Below are 16,267 nucleotides of genomic sequence, written 5' to 3'. Positions count from 1 at the left end.
GGCAGGCGCGTCGGATGGCTCAGCGCTGTCGCAACGCAGCCGCCAACCCGATGGTCAGCCCCACGGCACAAACCATGGCCAGGCTGATGGCAATGGCTACACCCCAGGCCTCCAACAGCCCCGCGACCACCAGATAAAACGCAATCACGCCCACCGCACCAATCGCATTGCCGCGCACCATCGCCGCCATCCCGGCGCGGCCATGCTGCACATGGGCAAACACCACCAGCGGCCAGGCAATGACCGGGATCGGCGCCAGCATCCCGCTGGTCGCCGGCCCCAGCCAGCCGGCCAGGCGGGTGGTGAGCATCAGCAGCGCGGTTGCCGACACCATGCGCAGGGGGATCTCCCAATAGCGATGCCGGGAGCGGGCCAGGGTATCCGGTTTTGGCTCGCGGCCGCTGGCGCGTATCAATACGCCGATCAGCAACAGCGCCACGCCAATGGACAAGTACAGGCTGCCCCAGTGGGTAAACGCGTAGGCAGCCAGGCCGTAGAACAGGATTGCCAGCAACACGGCCGGGGCAATGCCGAGCCGGCGCGTGGCGAACAGGTAGAACGTGTAGGTGGCCTGCACCGCGGCCAGGCCGCCCAGCGCGCCGGGCACCGCGCCCAGGGCAAAGGCCGTGCCTTGTTCCAGGCACAGGAAGGTCATCACCAGCGCCGAGGTCACCGGCAGGCCGGATAGCAACCCGCCCAGCAGGCCACCCCAGCGCCGCGAGGCGAGGGAAATGGCCCACATCAGCAGCGGGGTCACCATGAGTTTCAGGTAGAACAGGGTCATTGCAAGGGAATCCGCTGTTGCACAAGGTGCGCCCGCCGTCGGCATTGGGTGGGGCGCGGAAGGGTCAGCCGCGGCTGGCCTCGAGGGCCTGGGCCAGGTCGGCGATGATGTCGTCGCTGTGCTCGATGCCGATCGACAGGCGCACCATGTCGCGGGGCACGCCGGCCTTTTCCAGCTCTTCGTCGTTGAGCTGGCGGTGGGTGGTGGAGGCGGGGTGGCAGGCCAGTGACTTGGCATCGCCGATGTTCACCAGGCGCACCACCAGTTGCAGCGCATCGATGAAGCGCGCCCCGGCCGCCTGGCCGCCCTTGATGCCGAACGACAGGATCGATGCCGGCTTGCCGCCGGTGTAGCGCTGCGCCAGGGCATGCTCGGGGTGGTCGGGCAGGCCGGCGTACTTCACCCAGGCGACCTGCTCGTGGGCCTGCAGGTAGCGGGCGACCTTGAGCGCGTTCTCGGTGTGGCGTTCCATGCGCAGGGCCAGGGTTTCCAGGCCTTGCAGGATCAGGAAGGCGTTGAACGGCGACAGTGCGGCGCCGGTGTTGCGCAGCGGCACCACGCGGCAGCGGCCAATGAACGCGGCCGGGCCGAAGGCTTCGGTGTAGGTGACGCCGTGGTAGGACGGGTCGGGGGTGTTGAGCAGGGCGAAACGCGCCTTGTGTTCGGCCCAGGGGAACTTGCCCGAGTCGATGACGATACCGCCGATGCTGGTGCCGTGGCCGCCGATGTACTTGGTCAGCGAGTGCACGACAATGTCCGCCCCATGCTCGAACGGCCGGCACAGTACCGGGGTGGCCACGGTGTTGTCGACGATCAGCGGCACCCCATGGCGGTGGGCGGCTTCGGCCAGCGCGGCGATGTCGACGATGTTGCCGGCGGGGTTGCCGATGGACTCGCAGAACACCGCCTTGGTGCGCTCATCGATCAGCGCTTCCAGGGCGGCGATGTCGTCATGCGCGGCGAAGCGGGTGTGGATGCCCATGCGCGGCAGGGTGTGCGCCAGCAGGTTGTAGGTGCCGCCGTACAGCTTGGCCACCGAGACGATGTTGTCGCCCGCTTCGGCGACGGTCTGGATGGCATAGGTGATGGCCGCCATGCCCGAAGCCACCGCCAGCGCACCGACCCCGCCCTCGAGCGCCGCCATGCGCTGTTCGAGCACGTCGTTGGTAGGGTTCATGATGCGTGAGTAGATGTTGCCGGCGACCTTCAGGTCGAACAGGTCGGCGCCGTGCTGGGTGTCGTCGAAGGCGAACGAGGTGGTCTGGTAGATCGGCACGGCCACGGCCCGGGTGGCCGGGTCGTGGCTGAAGCCTGCGTGGATGGCGAGGGTTTCCAGCTTCATGCAATCGTTCCTTGAGCGTGGGTGGAGTGGCCGAGCATGTGGCGCGCGGAGGGCGTGGGTCAAGGGTGAGTGGCTAGATGTCATGACGCTGGGCCCGATAGTGGCTGATAGAGCCCGTGGACGGCAGATCACCCCCCGGTGCCAGCGAGTTGCTGATAACTGGCGATCACCACGTTATCGACATAGGGTTGAGCCCCAAATAGGATGCTGCAATCCAACATGCTCGAGCGGGTGAAAATGATTTCGGACCCTGGCACCCCGACCCTGGACCAGTTGAAAGTGTTCCTGACGGTTGTAGAGGTGGGAAGCTTCGCCGGTGCGGCAAGAACACTGCACCGCGCTACTTCGGTAGTGAGCTATGCCATTTCAAACCTGGAGATGCAGCTTGGCGTATCGCTTTTTGACCGCAACACCACACGCAAGCCACAGCTGACTGAGGCTGGACGAACCGTGCTTGCCGAAGCACGAACGATCATCAACGGCGTTAACGGGCTGCGCTCGAAGGTGTCCGGGCTATTGCATGGGCTTGAAGCAGAAGTTCACCTTGCGCTAGACGTGATGTTACCTGCAGAGCGGGTGGTAGATGCGCTCAAGACCTTCAGCCAGGTATTTCCAACGGTGACCTTGCACCTTCACATGGAAGCACTGGGTGCGGTCACTCAGCGGGTTATCGAAAAGCAAGCTGTGATCGGGATCAGCGGCCCGCTGGACATCGGGCGTGATGGCCTTGAGCGTGTCGGCGTGGGTAGCGTGCAGTTGGTACCCGTCGCTGCCCCCGCGCACCCACTCGCCAGCGGCGGCGGCAATGAACCGGGTGCGGCGCGAAATTTCGTTCAGCTGGTGCTATCAGACCGATCAGCGCTGACCGGCGACCGAGATTTTGCCGTGGTGAGCCCGCACACGTGGCGGCTCGCGGACCTGGGCGCGAAGCACATGTTGCTCAAGGAAGGCATCGGCTGGGGCAATATGCCGGTCGCCATGGTGCAAGCGGACCTCGATGCAGGGCACCTGGTCGAACTCGATCTGCCTGATTGCAAAGGCGGCGCTTACGCATTTGATGCTATTTACCGCACTGACTCACCGCCTGGGCCGGCGGGGCGGTGGCTCATCGAGCGCTTCAGCCAGCAAGCTGGCGAACTCTGAGGTGTCCACCTGAGTGGAACCAGTCCTCCCAGGTCGAAACAAGCAAAACTCCGACAGCCAGAGCAAGGTCGCCAGGGCGGCCTACGTCGAAAAGGAAGAAATTGGCACCGTCGAAAGCGACAACCCATTCCTGACTTGGAGACGAGAAAATGACCGACTTCACCCCAACCCCAAACGAAGTGGCAGGCAAAGTCGTGCTGGTCACCGGCGCGGCCAGCGGCATCGGCAAGGCCACCGCCGAACTCCTTCACGCTCGCGGTGCGAAGGTGATCGCCGAGGACATCGACCCCGCAGTCAACGCACTCGAGCGTGCTGGCCTTGTTCCGTTTGTCGCTGACATCACTGTCGACGGTGCTGCCGAGCAGGCAGTGGCGCTTGCGATCGAGCACTTTGGCAAGCTGGACGTGCTGGTCAACAACGCCGGTCGCATTCTGTACAAACCGCTGATCGAGATGACCCGCGAAGACTGGGAATGGCAGATGCAAACCAACGTGACGGGGGCGTTCCTGCATTCCCGGGAAGCGATGAAGGAAATGATCAAGAACAAGAGCGGGGCGATCGTGAATATTGCCTCCTACGCCTCCTATTTCGCCTTCCCCGGTATCGCGGCCTACACCGCGTCCAAGGGCGCACTGGCGCAATTGACCCGCACCCAGGCGCTGGAGGCGATCGAACATGGCATCCGGGTCAACGCCATTGGCGTCGGCGACGTGGTGACCAACCTCTTGAACCATTTCATGGAGGATGGTCGCGGCTTCTTGCAGGAGCACGGCAAGTCTGCGCCTATCGGCCGAGCGGCAGCACCGCAGGAAATCGCCGAAATCGTCGCCTTCCTGGCATCGGAGCGCGCCAGCTTCATTGTCGGTTCGGTGGTCATGGCCGACGGCGGCATGAGCGTCGCGGTGGGGTGATGCTCGCCGGAACCTGTGGATGGCGTTGCCCACTCACTACTTGCGGTATTGAGTGGGCGTAACGCCAACCTCTCGTTTGAACACCTGGGAAAAATGGCTGGGGCTGCTGTAGCCAACCTCAAGCCCTATATCAATGACGCTCCGGTCCGTTTCCACAAGCAGTTGCCGCGCCCTTGCCATCCTCAGCCGGATAAAGAACTGGGAGGGCGAGTAGCCCGCAGCCTTCTTGAACAGCCGGCTGAAGTGGTACTCGCTCATCCCGGCTATCTCGGCCAGCTGCCCGAGCTGGAATTCCCCGGCCAGGTTGGCTTCCATCGCCGATAGTACGCGGCGTAGCTTGTAAGCGGGTAGGGCGTTGCGGCACACGATATCGTCCGCTGAACTGTCCAGGTAGTTGCGCGCAAGGTGAATGGCAAGGCACTGGGCCAGCCCCTGAAGATAAAGCGGGCTGGGCCGTTGCCCGGTCAGTTCCCGCTGCACTTGTTGCAGCAGAACGGACAAACCTTCATCGCGCCCGCCCGAGACTTCACGCAGGCGAAGCGCTTGCACAACGCCGCCCAACACCTCGTGAATGGCTTTCTCCAGCAGCGGAATGCCGAGGTAGATGTGCATCACTTCGAAGGGTGCTGTGCCGTCCACTTTCCAGCGCATTTCGTAAGGTTGTGCCGAGGTCGTCAGGAAGAAATCACCCCTGGCCACCCGGCTGCTTTGCCACTCGCCGCCAAGCTCGCGTTCCTCCACGGTAGCGTCTCCAGAGATGATCCATACCAGCAGGGGCTCGGCAACTGCGGGGACGATGAAGCTACGTTGTTCGCGCTCACGGTTGAAGATCTGCACCAGCATGTCGCGATCGGCCAGGACATCCGAGGCGGCAAGCCGCTGCCCACGGATATAGGCCTCCAGACCATGGGCAGAAGTCCGCTCGATGAGGTTCATGGGTAGCGTCGCCTCTCTTGCTGATAGTCGCCTGGAAAACGCCAGTTTAGCGACGCCGATAAAAAAAGCCGGAATGTCTCCATTCCGGCCTGCGCTTCAACGCTCGGGATAAAGGATCATCCCCGCGTGATACAACACGTTGCTGCGAAACTCCCCGTCAGCAGTGAACCCGGTGTCATCCACATACTCGATGTGGTCACCCTCCAGCCAATAACGACCTTGATAGGCGCTTTGTTGCCTTCCGCGGGCTTCGTCGTAGCGGCCGCCTGGCAATAGTTCATGGCGAATATGGCCATCAGCCGTCACCCACATGCCAACGTATTTGTCCTGATCTCCAAATGGTTTAGCCATGGCTTTTCCTCGCTGTCGGCAGGGCATTCAGAATGGACTTGCGGTTGGGCGCACGATCAGTTCGCTGACATCGACATCCGCAGGCTGTTCTACGGCGTAGGCGATCGCCCGGGCAATGGCCGAGGCTGGAATCGCGATCTTGCGGAACTCGCGCATCTCGGCACGCCCGCCCTCATCGGAAATGCTGTCGGCCAGTTCGGACTCGGTGACGCCCGGGGCAATGACGGTGACCCGGATGTCACCGCCCACCTCCTGGCGCAAGCCTTCGGAAATAGCCCGTACGGCATATTTGGTGGCGCAGTACACCGCAGCGGTAGGGCTCACGGCGTAGGCACCGATCGAGGCAATGTTGATGATCTGCCCGGCACGCTGTTGTTGCATGAGCGGCAGCGTTGCGGCAATGCCGTGCAGTACGCCGCGAATGTTGACATCGATCATTCGGTTCCACTCATCGACCTTGAGCGCTTCGAGCTTGGAAAGCGGCATGACGCCGGCGTTGTTGATCAGCACATCGACGCGGCCATGCAGTTCGACGGCGAAGTCGATGAACGATTGCATGTCATCCAGGCGGGTGACATCCAGCGCGAGGACATCAGCAATGCCGCCTGCGGAACGAATCTCCCTGGCCAGTGCTTCCAGGCGATCGGTGCGGCGGGCACCCAGGACTACACGTGCGCCTTTGCTGGCGAGCAAGCGCGCGGTTGCTTCGCCGATACCACTGCTGGCGCCGGTGATCACGATGACTTTTTGTTCAATGCCGTGCATTTTTCTCACTCCTGTTCCTGGCTGAAGAAACCCCCGCCGACAGGCAGGTGGTGAAGCAAGAGTAAGAAGCCTGGGCTGGGCCGGGTTATGCAGATCCTGCGGATGGTATGCACGATTCTGCATGAGGGATCGATGGCATCAGTTTGAACGCAGCTTTTCTATTTTTTCGAACATAAACACAGAAATTAAACGGCTATTAAGCCAAGGCGCGCTGGCCCACACTTCCCTTCAACCCGCGTTTCATTTCGAAATGCTGCATTGAAGGAATACAAGCCATGCCCGATAGCGCCACTCCCAGCAGTTCTGCCTCGCACTCCTCGCTTGCAACGGCCAGCGCTGCCGCACTCGCAGGACGCATTTTTCTCAGCGCGATTTTCATTCTTTCTGGCGTATCCAAACTAAGTGCGCCGGCCATGACGATCGGCTACATCAACGCTGTCGGTTTGCCGTTTCCCACTTTGGCTTTGGCTCTGGCCGTGCTGGTGGAACTGGCGGGTGGCGTAGCGCTGATTGCCGGCTATCGCACCCGCACTGTCGCTGCAGGGTTGGCACTTTTCAGTGTGCTTACTGCAGCGATCTTCCACGGTGCCCTGGCCGACCAGAATCAGTTCATTCACTTCTTCAAGAACATCGCGATGGCCGGTGGCTTGCTGCAGATCGTCGCCTATGGCGCAGGCCGCTTCAGCTTCGACGCGCGTCGCCAGTAACCGAAGCGCGGCGCCACACCAGACACATCATTACCTACAGGCGGAACTACTTATGAAAGCTATCCAGGTTGCACAGTACGGCCAGGTTGAAGGGCTGGCGCTTCGGGAATTTCCAGATCTGCTGCCCAGCGATGATCAGGTTCTGATCAACGTAGCCGGCAGCGGAATCAATCCGATCGACTGGAAGATCGTCTCCGGGGCCATGCAGCAGTTCATCCCGCTGCCATTGCCTTTTACACCCGGAGTCGAGGTTGCCGGCACCGTTGCAGCAGTTGGAAAGAACGTTCGCGAATACAGGGTGGGTGATGAGGTGTTCGGCTTCATAGGGATAGTTGGCGGCTATGCGACCCAGGTTCTGACAACCGCCGACAGGCTTGCACATAAGCCCGCCAGTATACCGCGCCTCCATGCCGGTGGTGTTCCTGCCGCAGCGCTCACGGCATGGCAAGCACTGCATGAACAGGCCAACCTTCAACCCGGCCAGAAAATACTGATTCATGGTGCTGCGGGGGGAGTCGGCAGCTTCGCCGTCCAGCTGGCACACCTGGCCGGCGCGTACGTACTGGCAACAGGTTCGGCCAGAAACCGAGAATATCTAGAGTCACTCGGCGCCCAGCAATTCATTGACTACACCGCGCAACAGTTCGAAGAACTGGCCACAGATGTCGACGTGGTGCTCGACCTGGTTGGCGGAGAAACCCAAGCCCGGTCCTGGACAGTTATCAAACGAGGCGGGGTACTTGTGTCACCCGTCAGCGCACCCGACCCCCAGATAGCTGCCGAACACGGCGTCGCTGGCAAGCATTTCGCTACCCGCTCGGATGGGCACCAGTTAGCGCAGATCGCGAAATTGTTCGCTGACGAGAAGCTTCAGATCGAAGTTGAGGTCGTTCCGCTCTCCAACGCGGCGCAAGCTCTGGCACTGAGCCGGAGGGGACATACCCGCGGCAAACTGGTTTTGGATGTGCATCGTTGACCCGCACCAACCATGCCCTGTGCTCGAGTCAAAGTGGCCTGCAGGAGCGCGCGGCGCAGAAATGAGCAAACTCCGCGCAGGAAACAAATAACGACCGTATCACCGCGGCCTTAATCTGAGCCCATGCAGCAAGCGAACCCGCTTCTGCCGCCGGCCATCAGAGCGACCGCGCCTGCAGTATTCAGGAATCAACGTCACGCTTTGCACTGACAAACCGGCAACGAATCCATCGCCAATTACGGAGACGCTGTCATGAACCAAGTCAACCACATGATGATTGGAATCGCCTTGTCTGTACTGAGCGCAAGTTCGATGGCGCTGCCCGCCAAGGAGATCGGCATTTGGAAGCAGTCTTGCAAACACACCATGGCGCCACTGGTGGCTGAGGATGGTGCCGACCGCCTCAATGATCGTCGGGTGGCAGAAGGAGGTGCCGATCGCCTCATTGATCGTCGGGTGGCAGAGGGAGGTGCCGATCGCCTCATTGATCGTCGGGTGGCAGAGGGAGGTGCCGATCGCCTTAATGATCGTCGGGTGGCAGAGGGAGGTGCCGATCGCCTCAATGATCGTCGGGTGGCGGAGGGAGGTGCTGATCGCCTCAATGATCGTCGGGTGGCGGAGGGAGGTGCCGATCGCCTCAATGATCGTCGGGTGGCGGAGGGAGGTGCCGATCGCCTCATTGATCGTCGGGTGGCTGAGGACGGTTCGGACCGTCTCAAAGCTGGCCAAATGGCTGAAAATGATGCGGTTCATTCCCGCTATGTCTGATGCCCATGAGCTAACCTCCCACGAAGCCCGGCGACGCCGGGCTTTTGCATTTGAATGTGTTCGCTGGAGCCTCTACCCAAACTACTGCAAACCCACCTATCCTCTGCAATCGGCACAGCCTGACGGGAGGTAATGGTGGTGATTGAACGGGATGAAGAGCTGACCCGCCTCAGGGCCGAGCTGGCATCGACCATGCAGCGTTTCGCACCGACCTATGGCGTGTACCCGACAGCGATCGATCCGCTGCACTTCATCCGCAGCGACTCGCCAACCGATGTCATCCACACGGTTCATAAACCTGGGTTATGCGTAATCGTGCAGGGCCGCAAACAGGTCCAGCTGTGGGATGAGAGCTATACCTACGATCCATTGAACTACCTGGTCGTCTCTGTGACGCTGCCTCTGGCCGGGCAAGTGACTGAGGCATCGGCGGAGCTGCCCTATTTCTGTATCCGCCTGGATATCGACCCGGCGGAAATCGCTCAGCTGATCGCAGACCTCAGCCCGATCGGCGTGCCAGGGCAACCGCCCCACCGCGGGCTGTACCTGGACAGGATCGATGCCTCGTTGCTGGAGGCCATGTTGCGACTGGTGCGTCTGCTGGATACGCCAGCGGACATCCCGGCATTGGCACCTTTGGCCCTTAGGGAAATCTTCTACCGGCTGCTCAAAGGCCAGCAGGGTCAGCGTTTGCACGAGATAGCCATTGCCGACAGCCAGACCCACCGCGTCACCCGGGCTATCGAATGGCTGAACATTAACTATGCGCAGCCGTTGCGCATCGATGAGCTCGCCAGCTACGTCAATTTGAGCAACTCCACGCTACATCATCGGTTCAAGGCGGTTACCGCCATGAGCCCCTTGCAGTACCAGAAACAACTGCGCCTGCAGCATGCGCGCCGGTTGATGATGTCGGAGGGGCTTGATGTATCCACGGCCGGGTTCAAGGTGGGCTATGAAAGCCCGTCACAGTTCAGCAGGGAGTACAGCCGGATGTTCGGGGCGCCGCCAAGCCGCGATATCGCGAAGTTTCGGTCTCTCGGGTGAGGTGCGGCTTGTCATCACGCATTCTGGCACGAGAGGGCAGCATGGACTGGAGTGACATGCGGATCTTCCTGGCGATTGCCCGCAGTGGCTCGTTGGGAGGGGCCGCCAAGGCGTTGGGGGTCAGTCACCCGACGGTCGGTCGGCGTTTGCAGGTGCTCGAACAGGCCAGTGGGCAAGCGTTCTTTCTGCGTACCGCCCAGGGGCTGGTGCTCACCGACAATGGCGAGCGGATTCTCGACCTGGCACTCGCCATGGAGCACAATGCGCTGGCCATCGAACGTCGCCTGGCGGGGCATGGCGATCAGCCGGAGGGGCTGTTGCGCATCTCCTCGGCCGACTGGTTCGCCTGCCACGTGCTGTCGCCGGTGCTGGCCGAACTGGCACGACGGTATCCATTGATCGTGCCCGAAGTCATTGCCGGGCATCGTCTGTTCGACCTTGCCCGTCGCGATGCCGACATCGCTTTCCGGATCGTGCCCTTCACCGAGCCTGACATCGTCCAGCGCAAGCTCACGACCTTGCCGTACGGGCTCTACACCGCAGTGCATGCCCCGGCACCACACCCGGACGGCGAGGGGCTGGGGCTGATCCTGATGAACGTTGCCCAGGCCCATTACCCGGATGTGCACTGGCTACAGCAGCGCTACCCGCAGGCCCGCACCGTGTTCACCAGCAGCAGCCGGACGGTTCAGGCACAGATGTGCGCACAAGGGCTTGGGGTTGCCGTGTTGCCACGTGTGCTCGGCGACTCGGTACCCGGCCTGCGGCTGCTGGACGAGCATCAGCCACCGCCGGGGCGGGACATCTGGATGGGCTATCACCGCGACATGCGTCAGCTGGACCGGCTGCGCGCCCTGGCCGACCTTGCCTCCAGCATGATCGGCGCAGGGTAGCAGGTTGCCGGCGCTCAGCTCGGGCGCATCGCCGCTGCCTCCGCCAGCGGTGCCGGCTGCCGCGCCAACGTCAGGCTCAGCGCAACCCCTACAGCCAGGCAGGCGGCCATGCATAGCACGGCGACCATGAAGGCGTGGCTGATACGAGCTGCCGTTACCTGGTCCCCCAGCACGGTGTAGAACACGCCGCCGATGACGGCCACGCTCAGCGAGGTGCTGATCTGCAAGGTCGCGCTGGTGATGCCTGCGATCATCCCGGCATACGCCGGTGCGACCCGGCCCGTGACCAGGCGCATCAACGTCGGCAGGGCCAGCCCCTGTCCCAGCCCGATCAGGAACAGGATGACCGACAGGGACGTGAAAGGCGGGGCAAGGCCAGGGGGAGTCACTGACATCAGCCAACCCAGCCAGAGCAAGCCGATGACCTCCAGCGCCATGCCTACCGGGTTCACGTAACCGCCGAGCACGCGCCTGAGCAGGGGAACCGAGAGCGGTCCGATCAGGAAGCCGGCGCCGAACGGCAGGAAGACCAGGCCGGCATGCAGTGCAGTCATTTGCAGTGCGCCTTGCAGGTAGATGGAAAACAGCAGGAAGAACACGCCAATGGCGTAGAAGCACAGCGCTATGGATAACGCCCGGCCCAGCCCGGGGGCTTGCAGCGCGGCCGGTGCCAGCAAAGGGGTTCCGCCGGCGCGGTGCAGGCGCGCCTCGTAGCGCCAGAACAACGCCCCCAGTACAGGCGCAGCGGCGAGCGACAGCCACGCCCACCACGGCCATCCCGCTTCGCGGCCCTCGATCAGCGGCACGACCAGGGCGCCAAGGGCCAGCATCGACAACGCCGTGCCCACCAGGTCCAGCTTGCTCGCCTGCAGCGCACGGGTGTCCTTGAGCAGGGGGATACCGAATGCAATCACCAGCGATGCGATCGGCAGGTTGACCAGGAATATCGCGCGCCAGCCCATGCCGAACAGGTCGAGCGCGATCAGCACGTCACCCAGCGCCTGGCCGATCACTGACGCCAGGCCAAACACGGCGCCGTACAGACTCAGGGCCAATGGTCTTTCCGCTGCCGGAAAAATCGCCTGCACCGAGGCAAGTGCCTGCGGCGCCATCACGGCGGCGCTCACGCCTTGCAAGGCGCGCCCGAGCACCAGTACCCATGGCGTGGCCGCCACGCCGCACAGCAGCGAAGCAGCGGCGAAGCCCAGCAGGCCGATGAAAAACATCCGGCCGCGACCGTACAGGTCGCCGAGTCGGCCGCCGGTGATCAGCGTCACGGCATAGAGGGTCGCGTAGGACGCGATCACCAACTGCTCGGCAGAGGCATCTGTACCCAGGTCGGCCTGTATCGAGGGCAGCGCAACGTTGACGATGAAGAAATCCAGCGGCGGTAGAAACGCGCCGACCAGCAAGATGGCGAACATCGACCAGCGCCGGGGTTCGGTGGCTTCACTTTCGATCCGAGACATGACGGGCATCCTGTGTGGCAACTCCGGTTCGATACGCGGGCAGACTAGGTTTCCTGGAGCTGGGCTATTGCCCGCTCATGCCTGGCCGATGGGCCACACTCTAGAGAATCACATCCCGGCGCGCGCCTTACGAAACTGCACGGGCAACGTTCATTGCTGTCAGTCTCACCGACACCTCAGCGCGGGGTAGGGTGGTTGGGCTTGCGCTCATCGCGGCTGGCTTGCCGGGCCTCGGTGCGTACCACCAGGCAGATGCCGACCGCCGATAGCGCCATCCCCGCTGCCATCTGCCAGGACAACGGCTCATCGAACATCGCCCAGGCCCAGAGCAGGGTGATCGGCGGGCTGAGGTACAGCACGCTTGCGACACGGGTGGCCGAGGACCTGCGCAGGCAGGCCCAGTACAACCCATAGCCGCCCAGCGTCGACAGGACTGCGGTCCATGACACGCTCAATGCAAAGCCTGCGCTGGCAACCGGTGCCAGGCTGCGTTGGCTGCCTTCGATGGCGGCGAAGGCGAAACTGGAGACGAAACACTGCAGCCAGAGGTTGGGCAACAAGCCCATGGCCTGCACTTTGCTGCGTTTTTGCCACAACGTGGCGACCGCCAGCGAGCACATGCCGGCCACTGGCAGGCCATACGCCCACAGCGGTGCCGTGCCCAGCATCAGCGCATCATGAGTCACCCACAGCACCCCCAGCAGCCCGACGATCAGGCCGACCCACACCTGCAGCGGCAGGCGCTCGCCCAGCACCAGCGCTGCGAGCAGCGCCATGCCCAGCGGCAACAGGTCGGCACATAACGCGGCCAGGCCGGCGGGTACACCCAAGGCAATGCCTTGCGTCACGCCGGTCAGGTAGCCCGCCATGGCCAACAGGCCGATGCCGGTGTGGCTCAGCAACACGGCAAATGGCGTTTGGCGCAGGGCGCGCCAGACGAACGGCAACAACAGCAGGCTCACCACGAGGCAGCGCCAGAACACCACCAGCAGGGCGGGGGCATGATCGATGGAAAACCGTGCACCGATGAACCCGGAACTCCAGGTCAGCAGCAACCCGGCTTCAAGCATGGGCAGCGGCAAGGCTCGCTGCCAGGGGCGACGGGTCGGCGTGGGGGGCGGGGTCGGCAGGTGCTGGTTCATACCCCGACACTACGAAATCGGGCTAATCTGATAAATCAAAAATATGTGCAGCAGTTCTTTACGGATATTGAATCATGGCGACCACGCTCGATATCGACCTCCTGCGTACCTTCCATGCCGTGGTGCGCATCGGCAAGTTCAGCGCAGCGGCCGAGCAGCTGCATAAAAGCCCGGCGGCGGTCAGCGTTCACATTCAACGCCTGGAGACCGTCGCCGGCGGCAGGTTGCTCAATCGCGACAACCAGTCCATATCGTTGACGGCCCTGGGCCGGCGGCTACTGAATTCGACCGCCGAGCTGTTACGCACCCACGATCAGGTGCTGGCAGAGCTGCACGGGCCGGATCTGGTCGGGCGTATCACGCTCGGTGTCCCTGACGAATACGCGGCCCACGTGATTCGCGATATCTTGCCGATGTTCAGCGCTGCCTGGCCGAATGTGGTGCTCGAACTCAGGACCGGGCCGAGCCATGCCCTGAGGGAGCTGGTCCGGCGCGGCAAATTGCAGGCAGCGGTCATCGCCCAGGTCGAAGATACGCTCGGGCCCGATGCCGAGCGACTGCTGTCGACCACGCCGGTCTGGGTCGGGCCGATGAACGCGGCAGCGGTACTTCACGACCCGTTGCCGCTGGCTGCCCATGCCTTGCAATGCCCCTATCGTGAGGCCATGGTCGAATCACTCAAGGCCTCGGGACGCCGCTCGCGCATCATCCTTGAAAGCCACTCCAACCAGGCCGTCAAAGCCTGTGTGGAGGCCGGCTTGGCCATCAGTGTGATCGACCGGGCCAAGGTCACCGAGCGTATGCAGATCCTCGAGGGGCTGCCGGCCATTCCCGACCACGACATCCTGTTCGTGCGCAGCCCGGCATCGGGCGGGGATGCCGCCGTGACTTTGCTGGCGCGGGCGATGCGGCAATCGTTTCGGTTGTAGGCAAGGGGCGCGTGTTCAACCCCCTGGCTTTCCCACGGGTGTTCAATCGCCTTACAGGGGGCGCGCGAGCAAGGCCGATGGGATGACCGATCGATCCTCAGGACGCACTGGGGTTTTTCTCGAATGCGGCCTCCAGTGCCTGCTCGATCTCGGCAAGCCTGTGTTCGGTGCCTGCCCCCACGGCCGCAGTCTGATTGGCGCAATTCACCAAGAGCTCCAGTGTCGCCGGGAGGTGATCGCCCGGAAATTTCCGGAGCACGAAATGAACCGTCGCATCACTGCGCCAGGTGGCCTGATCCATGGACCAATGCGGGTTGGTGAATGCAAAAATGACCGCCTGGGTGTGCGTATCAAAGAGGGAGGGCACATACACCCATTGGCTGTTGCGCGCTTCCCAGGCGGCGACCCTGACTTCGAATCTGCCGCCTGGAGCGACGATTTTTTCCATTTCTTCCATTTACCACAGCTCCTGGGGCGGATGTTCAGCATCTGGAGGTAGGCTGCAGCAATTAGTCGGCAATGGATAGCGAAGCCGTAAAATCGCTGGCCGTTTCTTTGCGACTGGCCGCTTTCGACCCATAGCAGGCATTTGGCGGGGTATACTGACGGCCAGCAGCGTAGGCAACCACCTGCTGGCTATGCACTTACGAGGGAATTGAAAAAGTGACGGGATTCTCATGCCTGATTTGCCATTGGTATGGAGAGGAGCAGCACGAACGCATTGCTGCTGTGGATCACGCCATGGTTGCCGTTGAATTTCTCGCGATGCAAGCGAAGCAACAACAACAGATCATCCCTGACTGTCCAGTCTGCGAAGCCTGGTCATCGAAGGTGCTGCCGATCCACGATTTGCTCAGTACCTGCGGCGATGCCTTGCCGGATGACATCCGAACCCCTCTCGAGAGTCTCTGGGCTGCCTGCTGCACTTTGAAGACGCTTGAGATGCCCTGCCACGACAGAGGCATCTTCGAGCATGGCGCATGGCAAACAGTAAGAGCAGCTGCCCATGAGGCACTCACGGCCATGGAGTCAACCTTGATAAAACCGCTCCTGGTGGATCTTGTCCCTAAGTGATGCGTCGATGACTGCCGCCTGATCGAGAGCAGAGACAATACACGAAGGGCTGCGACGAGACAGGAGCAGACGTTCTACTACCAGTAGTGCGATGAAGAGAGACACAAGGATGGCTATACGGTCGGCCAATAACGCATGGAACCCCGCCTGGGTCTGGCTGGACGTCTGACCTGATCGAATGATCCACGGCACGTAGGTCACCACAATCTGAGGAATGACTGTCATGAGCCCACTTAACAACGACGTGAGGGCCGCTTTCGTTGAGGCACTTAAGGAAATCTCGACGCAGATGTCGATTGCATACGAACAACTCGGTCCTGTACCAGAGGGCCATGTATTTGCTCAGGCAGGTTTGCAGAATGGCGCTGAAATCGTTCTGGACTATTTCGACCACAACGAGGCTGGAATAGCGTTCGAACACCTGCTTTACATGATTAAAGAACCACCGCTCGTCGTTTCTGAACAATGCATAAAAACTCTAGCTGGGATCGCAAGCGCCTTGAAGATGCCATTCACGATAGGACAGCGTTTACCCTGCTGAACGTCAGCTTTGGGTCGATAGCGGTCATTCGTTACCAGCAGCCCCACTGCGGACGCTCGCAGATGTCTGCAGTCGGCCACAAACGGTCGGTAGGCAGTCTAGTGGCAAATAGATGGTGTTCTACTACCTTTAAGGTAGTCGAGCTTGCCGTCACCTCTGTCGGGGGTTACCCCCGAATAGATCTCGCGCTTACTGCGACAAGAAACGCGATATGGCATGTCACCTAATCAGAGAGTGTCAGGATAGCGCCATGAAAGTTCGATGCCCTGATTGTGGTTATATCACAGACTACCTTCCGCCAACCCATAGGTGCCCTAATTGCGACAGTTTCTCTCACGAGTGGCTGATCTATGATTGGGAAAGCTATTCTTCAAACAAGCGCCTGCTTGTTAGATATAACCTTTTAATTATAGGCATAACCTTAATTAACACACTTGTGGCGATCATCTCTGAATCAACAGATGCGCGCCAATGGTTGTTCAGCTTTTT

The 16,267-nt window shown here is 61.6% G+C and carries 18 protein-coding genes; 10 read left to right on the top strand and 8 right to left on the bottom strand.

Annotation, left to right across the window (positions count from 1 at the left end):
• Positions 1-19: 19 nt before the first annotated feature.
• Both HG549_RS15515 and HG549_RS15510 read right to left on the bottom strand, forming a co-directional pair.
• Positions 20-784: a hypothetical protein gene (locus HG549_RS15515; protein ID WP_170030384.1), complete on the bottom strand. Its 765-nt coding sequence runs from the start codon at positions 782-784 to the stop codon at positions 20-22.
• A 64-nt stretch (positions 785-848) separates the two neighbouring features.
• On the bottom strand, positions 849-2,126 hold the full coding sequence (locus HG549_RS15510) for a bifunctional O-acetylhomoserine aminocarboxypropyltransferase/cysteine synthase (RefSeq protein ID WP_170030383.1): 1,278 nt from the start codon (positions 2,124-2,126) through the stop codon (positions 849-851).
• Positions 2,127-2,363: 237 nt separating this feature from the next.
• Between HG549_RS15510 and HG549_RS15505 the strand changes: the two genes are divergently transcribed.
• Together HG549_RS15505 and HG549_RS15500 are read left to right on the top strand one after the other, a co-directional pair.
• Positions 2,364-3,269, top strand: a complete 906-nt coding sequence (locus tag HG549_RS15505; protein WP_170034200.1) for a LysR family transcriptional regulator — start codon at positions 2,364-2,366, stop codon at positions 3,267-3,269.
• A 149-nt stretch (positions 3,270-3,418) separates the two neighbouring features.
• On the top strand, positions 3,419-4,180 hold the full coding sequence (locus tag HG549_RS15500; RefSeq protein ID WP_170030382.1) for an SDR family NAD(P)-dependent oxidoreductase: 762 nt from the start codon (positions 3,419-3,421) through the stop codon (positions 4,178-4,180).
• Positions 4,181-4,216: 36 nt separating this feature from the next.
• Here the strand turns inward: HG549_RS15500 and HG549_RS15495 are convergent, their stop codons facing one another.
• From HG549_RS15495 to HG549_RS15485, 3 genes are all read right to left on the bottom strand, one after another.
• The gene (locus HG549_RS15495) at positions 4,217-5,116 is read right to left on the bottom strand and encodes an AraC family transcriptional regulator (RefSeq protein ID WP_170030381.1); all 900 of its coding nucleotides are present in this window, start codon (positions 5,114-5,116) and stop codon (positions 4,217-4,219) included.
• Positions 5,117-5,212: 96 nt separating this feature from the next.
• Positions 5,213-5,467, bottom strand: a complete 255-nt coding sequence (locus HG549_RS15490) for an Atu4866 domain-containing protein (protein ID WP_170030380.1) — start codon at positions 5,465-5,467, stop codon at positions 5,213-5,215.
• 27 nt (positions 5,468-5,494) lie between these two features.
• Positions 5,495-6,232 carry an SDR family oxidoreductase gene (locus tag HG549_RS15485; protein WP_170030379.1) on the bottom strand — a complete coding sequence of 246 codons (738 nt, stop codon included), beginning with the start codon at positions 6,230-6,232 and terminating at the stop codon, positions 5,495-5,497.
• Between the two features lie 275 nt (positions 6,233-6,507).
• Between HG549_RS15485 and HG549_RS15480 the strand changes: the two genes are divergently transcribed.
• The 5 genes from HG549_RS15480 to HG549_RS15460 all read left to right on the top strand — a co-directional run bounded on the left by HG549_RS15480 (position 6,508) and on the right by HG549_RS15460 (position 10,623).
• Positions 6,508-6,939 carry a DoxX family protein gene (locus HG549_RS15480; RefSeq protein WP_170030378.1) on the top strand — a complete coding sequence of 144 codons (432 nt, stop codon included), beginning with the start codon at positions 6,508-6,510 and terminating at the stop codon, positions 6,937-6,939.
• A gap of 52 nt (positions 6,940-6,991) precedes the next feature.
• Positions 6,992-7,915 (top strand): NADP-dependent oxidoreductase, encoded by a 924-nt coding sequence (locus HG549_RS15475; RefSeq protein WP_170030377.1) that lies wholly within the window; start codon positions 6,992-6,994, stop codon positions 7,913-7,915.
• Between the two features lie 366 nt (positions 7,916-8,281).
• Positions 8,282-8,683 (top strand): phage infection protein, encoded by a 402-nt coding sequence (locus HG549_RS26030; protein WP_372241579.1) that lies wholly within the window; start codon positions 8,282-8,284, stop codon positions 8,681-8,683.
• Positions 8,684-8,815: 132 nt separating this feature from the next.
• On the top strand, positions 8,816-9,730 hold the full coding sequence (locus HG549_RS15465; RefSeq protein ID WP_170030375.1) for an AraC family transcriptional regulator: 915 nt from the start codon (positions 8,816-8,818) through the stop codon (positions 9,728-9,730).
• Positions 9,731-9,771: 41 nt separating this feature from the next.
• The gene (locus tag HG549_RS15460) at positions 9,772-10,623 is read left to right on the top strand and encodes a LysR family transcriptional regulator (protein WP_170030374.1); all 852 of its coding nucleotides are present in this window, start codon (positions 9,772-9,774) and stop codon (positions 10,621-10,623) included.
• Positions 10,624-10,637: 14 nt separating this feature from the next.
• On the opposite strand, the gene HG549_RS15455 is transcribed toward HG549_RS15460, so the two are convergent.
• Both HG549_RS15455 and HG549_RS15450 read right to left on the bottom strand, forming a co-directional pair.
• Positions 10,638-12,092, bottom strand: a complete 1,455-nt coding sequence (locus tag HG549_RS15455) for an MFS transporter (protein WP_170030373.1) — start codon at positions 12,090-12,092, stop codon at positions 10,638-10,640.
• A gap of 176 nt (positions 12,093-12,268) precedes the next feature.
• Entirely contained in the window at positions 12,269-13,234 is a 966-nt protein-coding gene (locus tag HG549_RS15450) for a DMT family transporter (protein WP_170030372.1), read from the bottom strand.
• A 74-nt stretch (positions 13,235-13,308) separates the two neighbouring features.
• On the opposite strand from HG549_RS15450, the gene HG549_RS15445 reads away from it, so the two are divergent.
• Positions 13,309-14,163, top strand: a complete 855-nt coding sequence (locus tag HG549_RS15445) for a LysR family transcriptional regulator (RefSeq protein WP_170030371.1) — start codon at positions 13,309-13,311, stop codon at positions 14,161-14,163.
• 97 nt (positions 14,164-14,260) lie between these two features.
• Here the strand turns inward: HG549_RS15445 and HG549_RS15440 are convergent, their stop codons facing one another.
• Positions 14,261-14,620 (bottom strand): hypothetical protein, encoded by a 360-nt coding sequence (locus HG549_RS15440; protein WP_170030370.1) that lies wholly within the window; start codon positions 14,618-14,620, stop codon positions 14,261-14,263.
• A gap of 284 nt (positions 14,621-14,904) precedes the next feature.
• On the opposite strand from HG549_RS15440, the gene HG549_RS15435 reads away from it, so the two are divergent.
• Together HG549_RS15435 and HG549_RS15430 are read left to right on the top strand one after the other, a co-directional pair.
• On the top strand, positions 14,905-15,237 hold the full coding sequence (locus tag HG549_RS15435; RefSeq protein ID WP_170030369.1) for a hypothetical protein: 333 nt from the start codon (positions 14,905-14,907) through the stop codon (positions 15,235-15,237).
• 223 nt (positions 15,238-15,460) lie between these two features.
• Positions 15,461-15,778: a hypothetical protein gene (locus HG549_RS15430; protein WP_170030368.1), complete on the top strand. Its 318-nt coding sequence runs from the start codon at positions 15,461-15,463 to the stop codon at positions 15,776-15,778.
• Positions 15,779-16,267: the final 489 nt, after the last annotated feature.

It is taken from the genome of Pseudomonas sp. SK (assembly GCF_012975065.1).
Taxonomy (GTDB): domain Bacteria; phylum Pseudomonadota; class Gammaproteobacteria; order Pseudomonadales; family Pseudomonadaceae; genus Aquipseudomonas; species Aquipseudomonas anuradhapurensis.
This window is presented reverse-complemented; position numbering and strand designations above follow the sequence as displayed.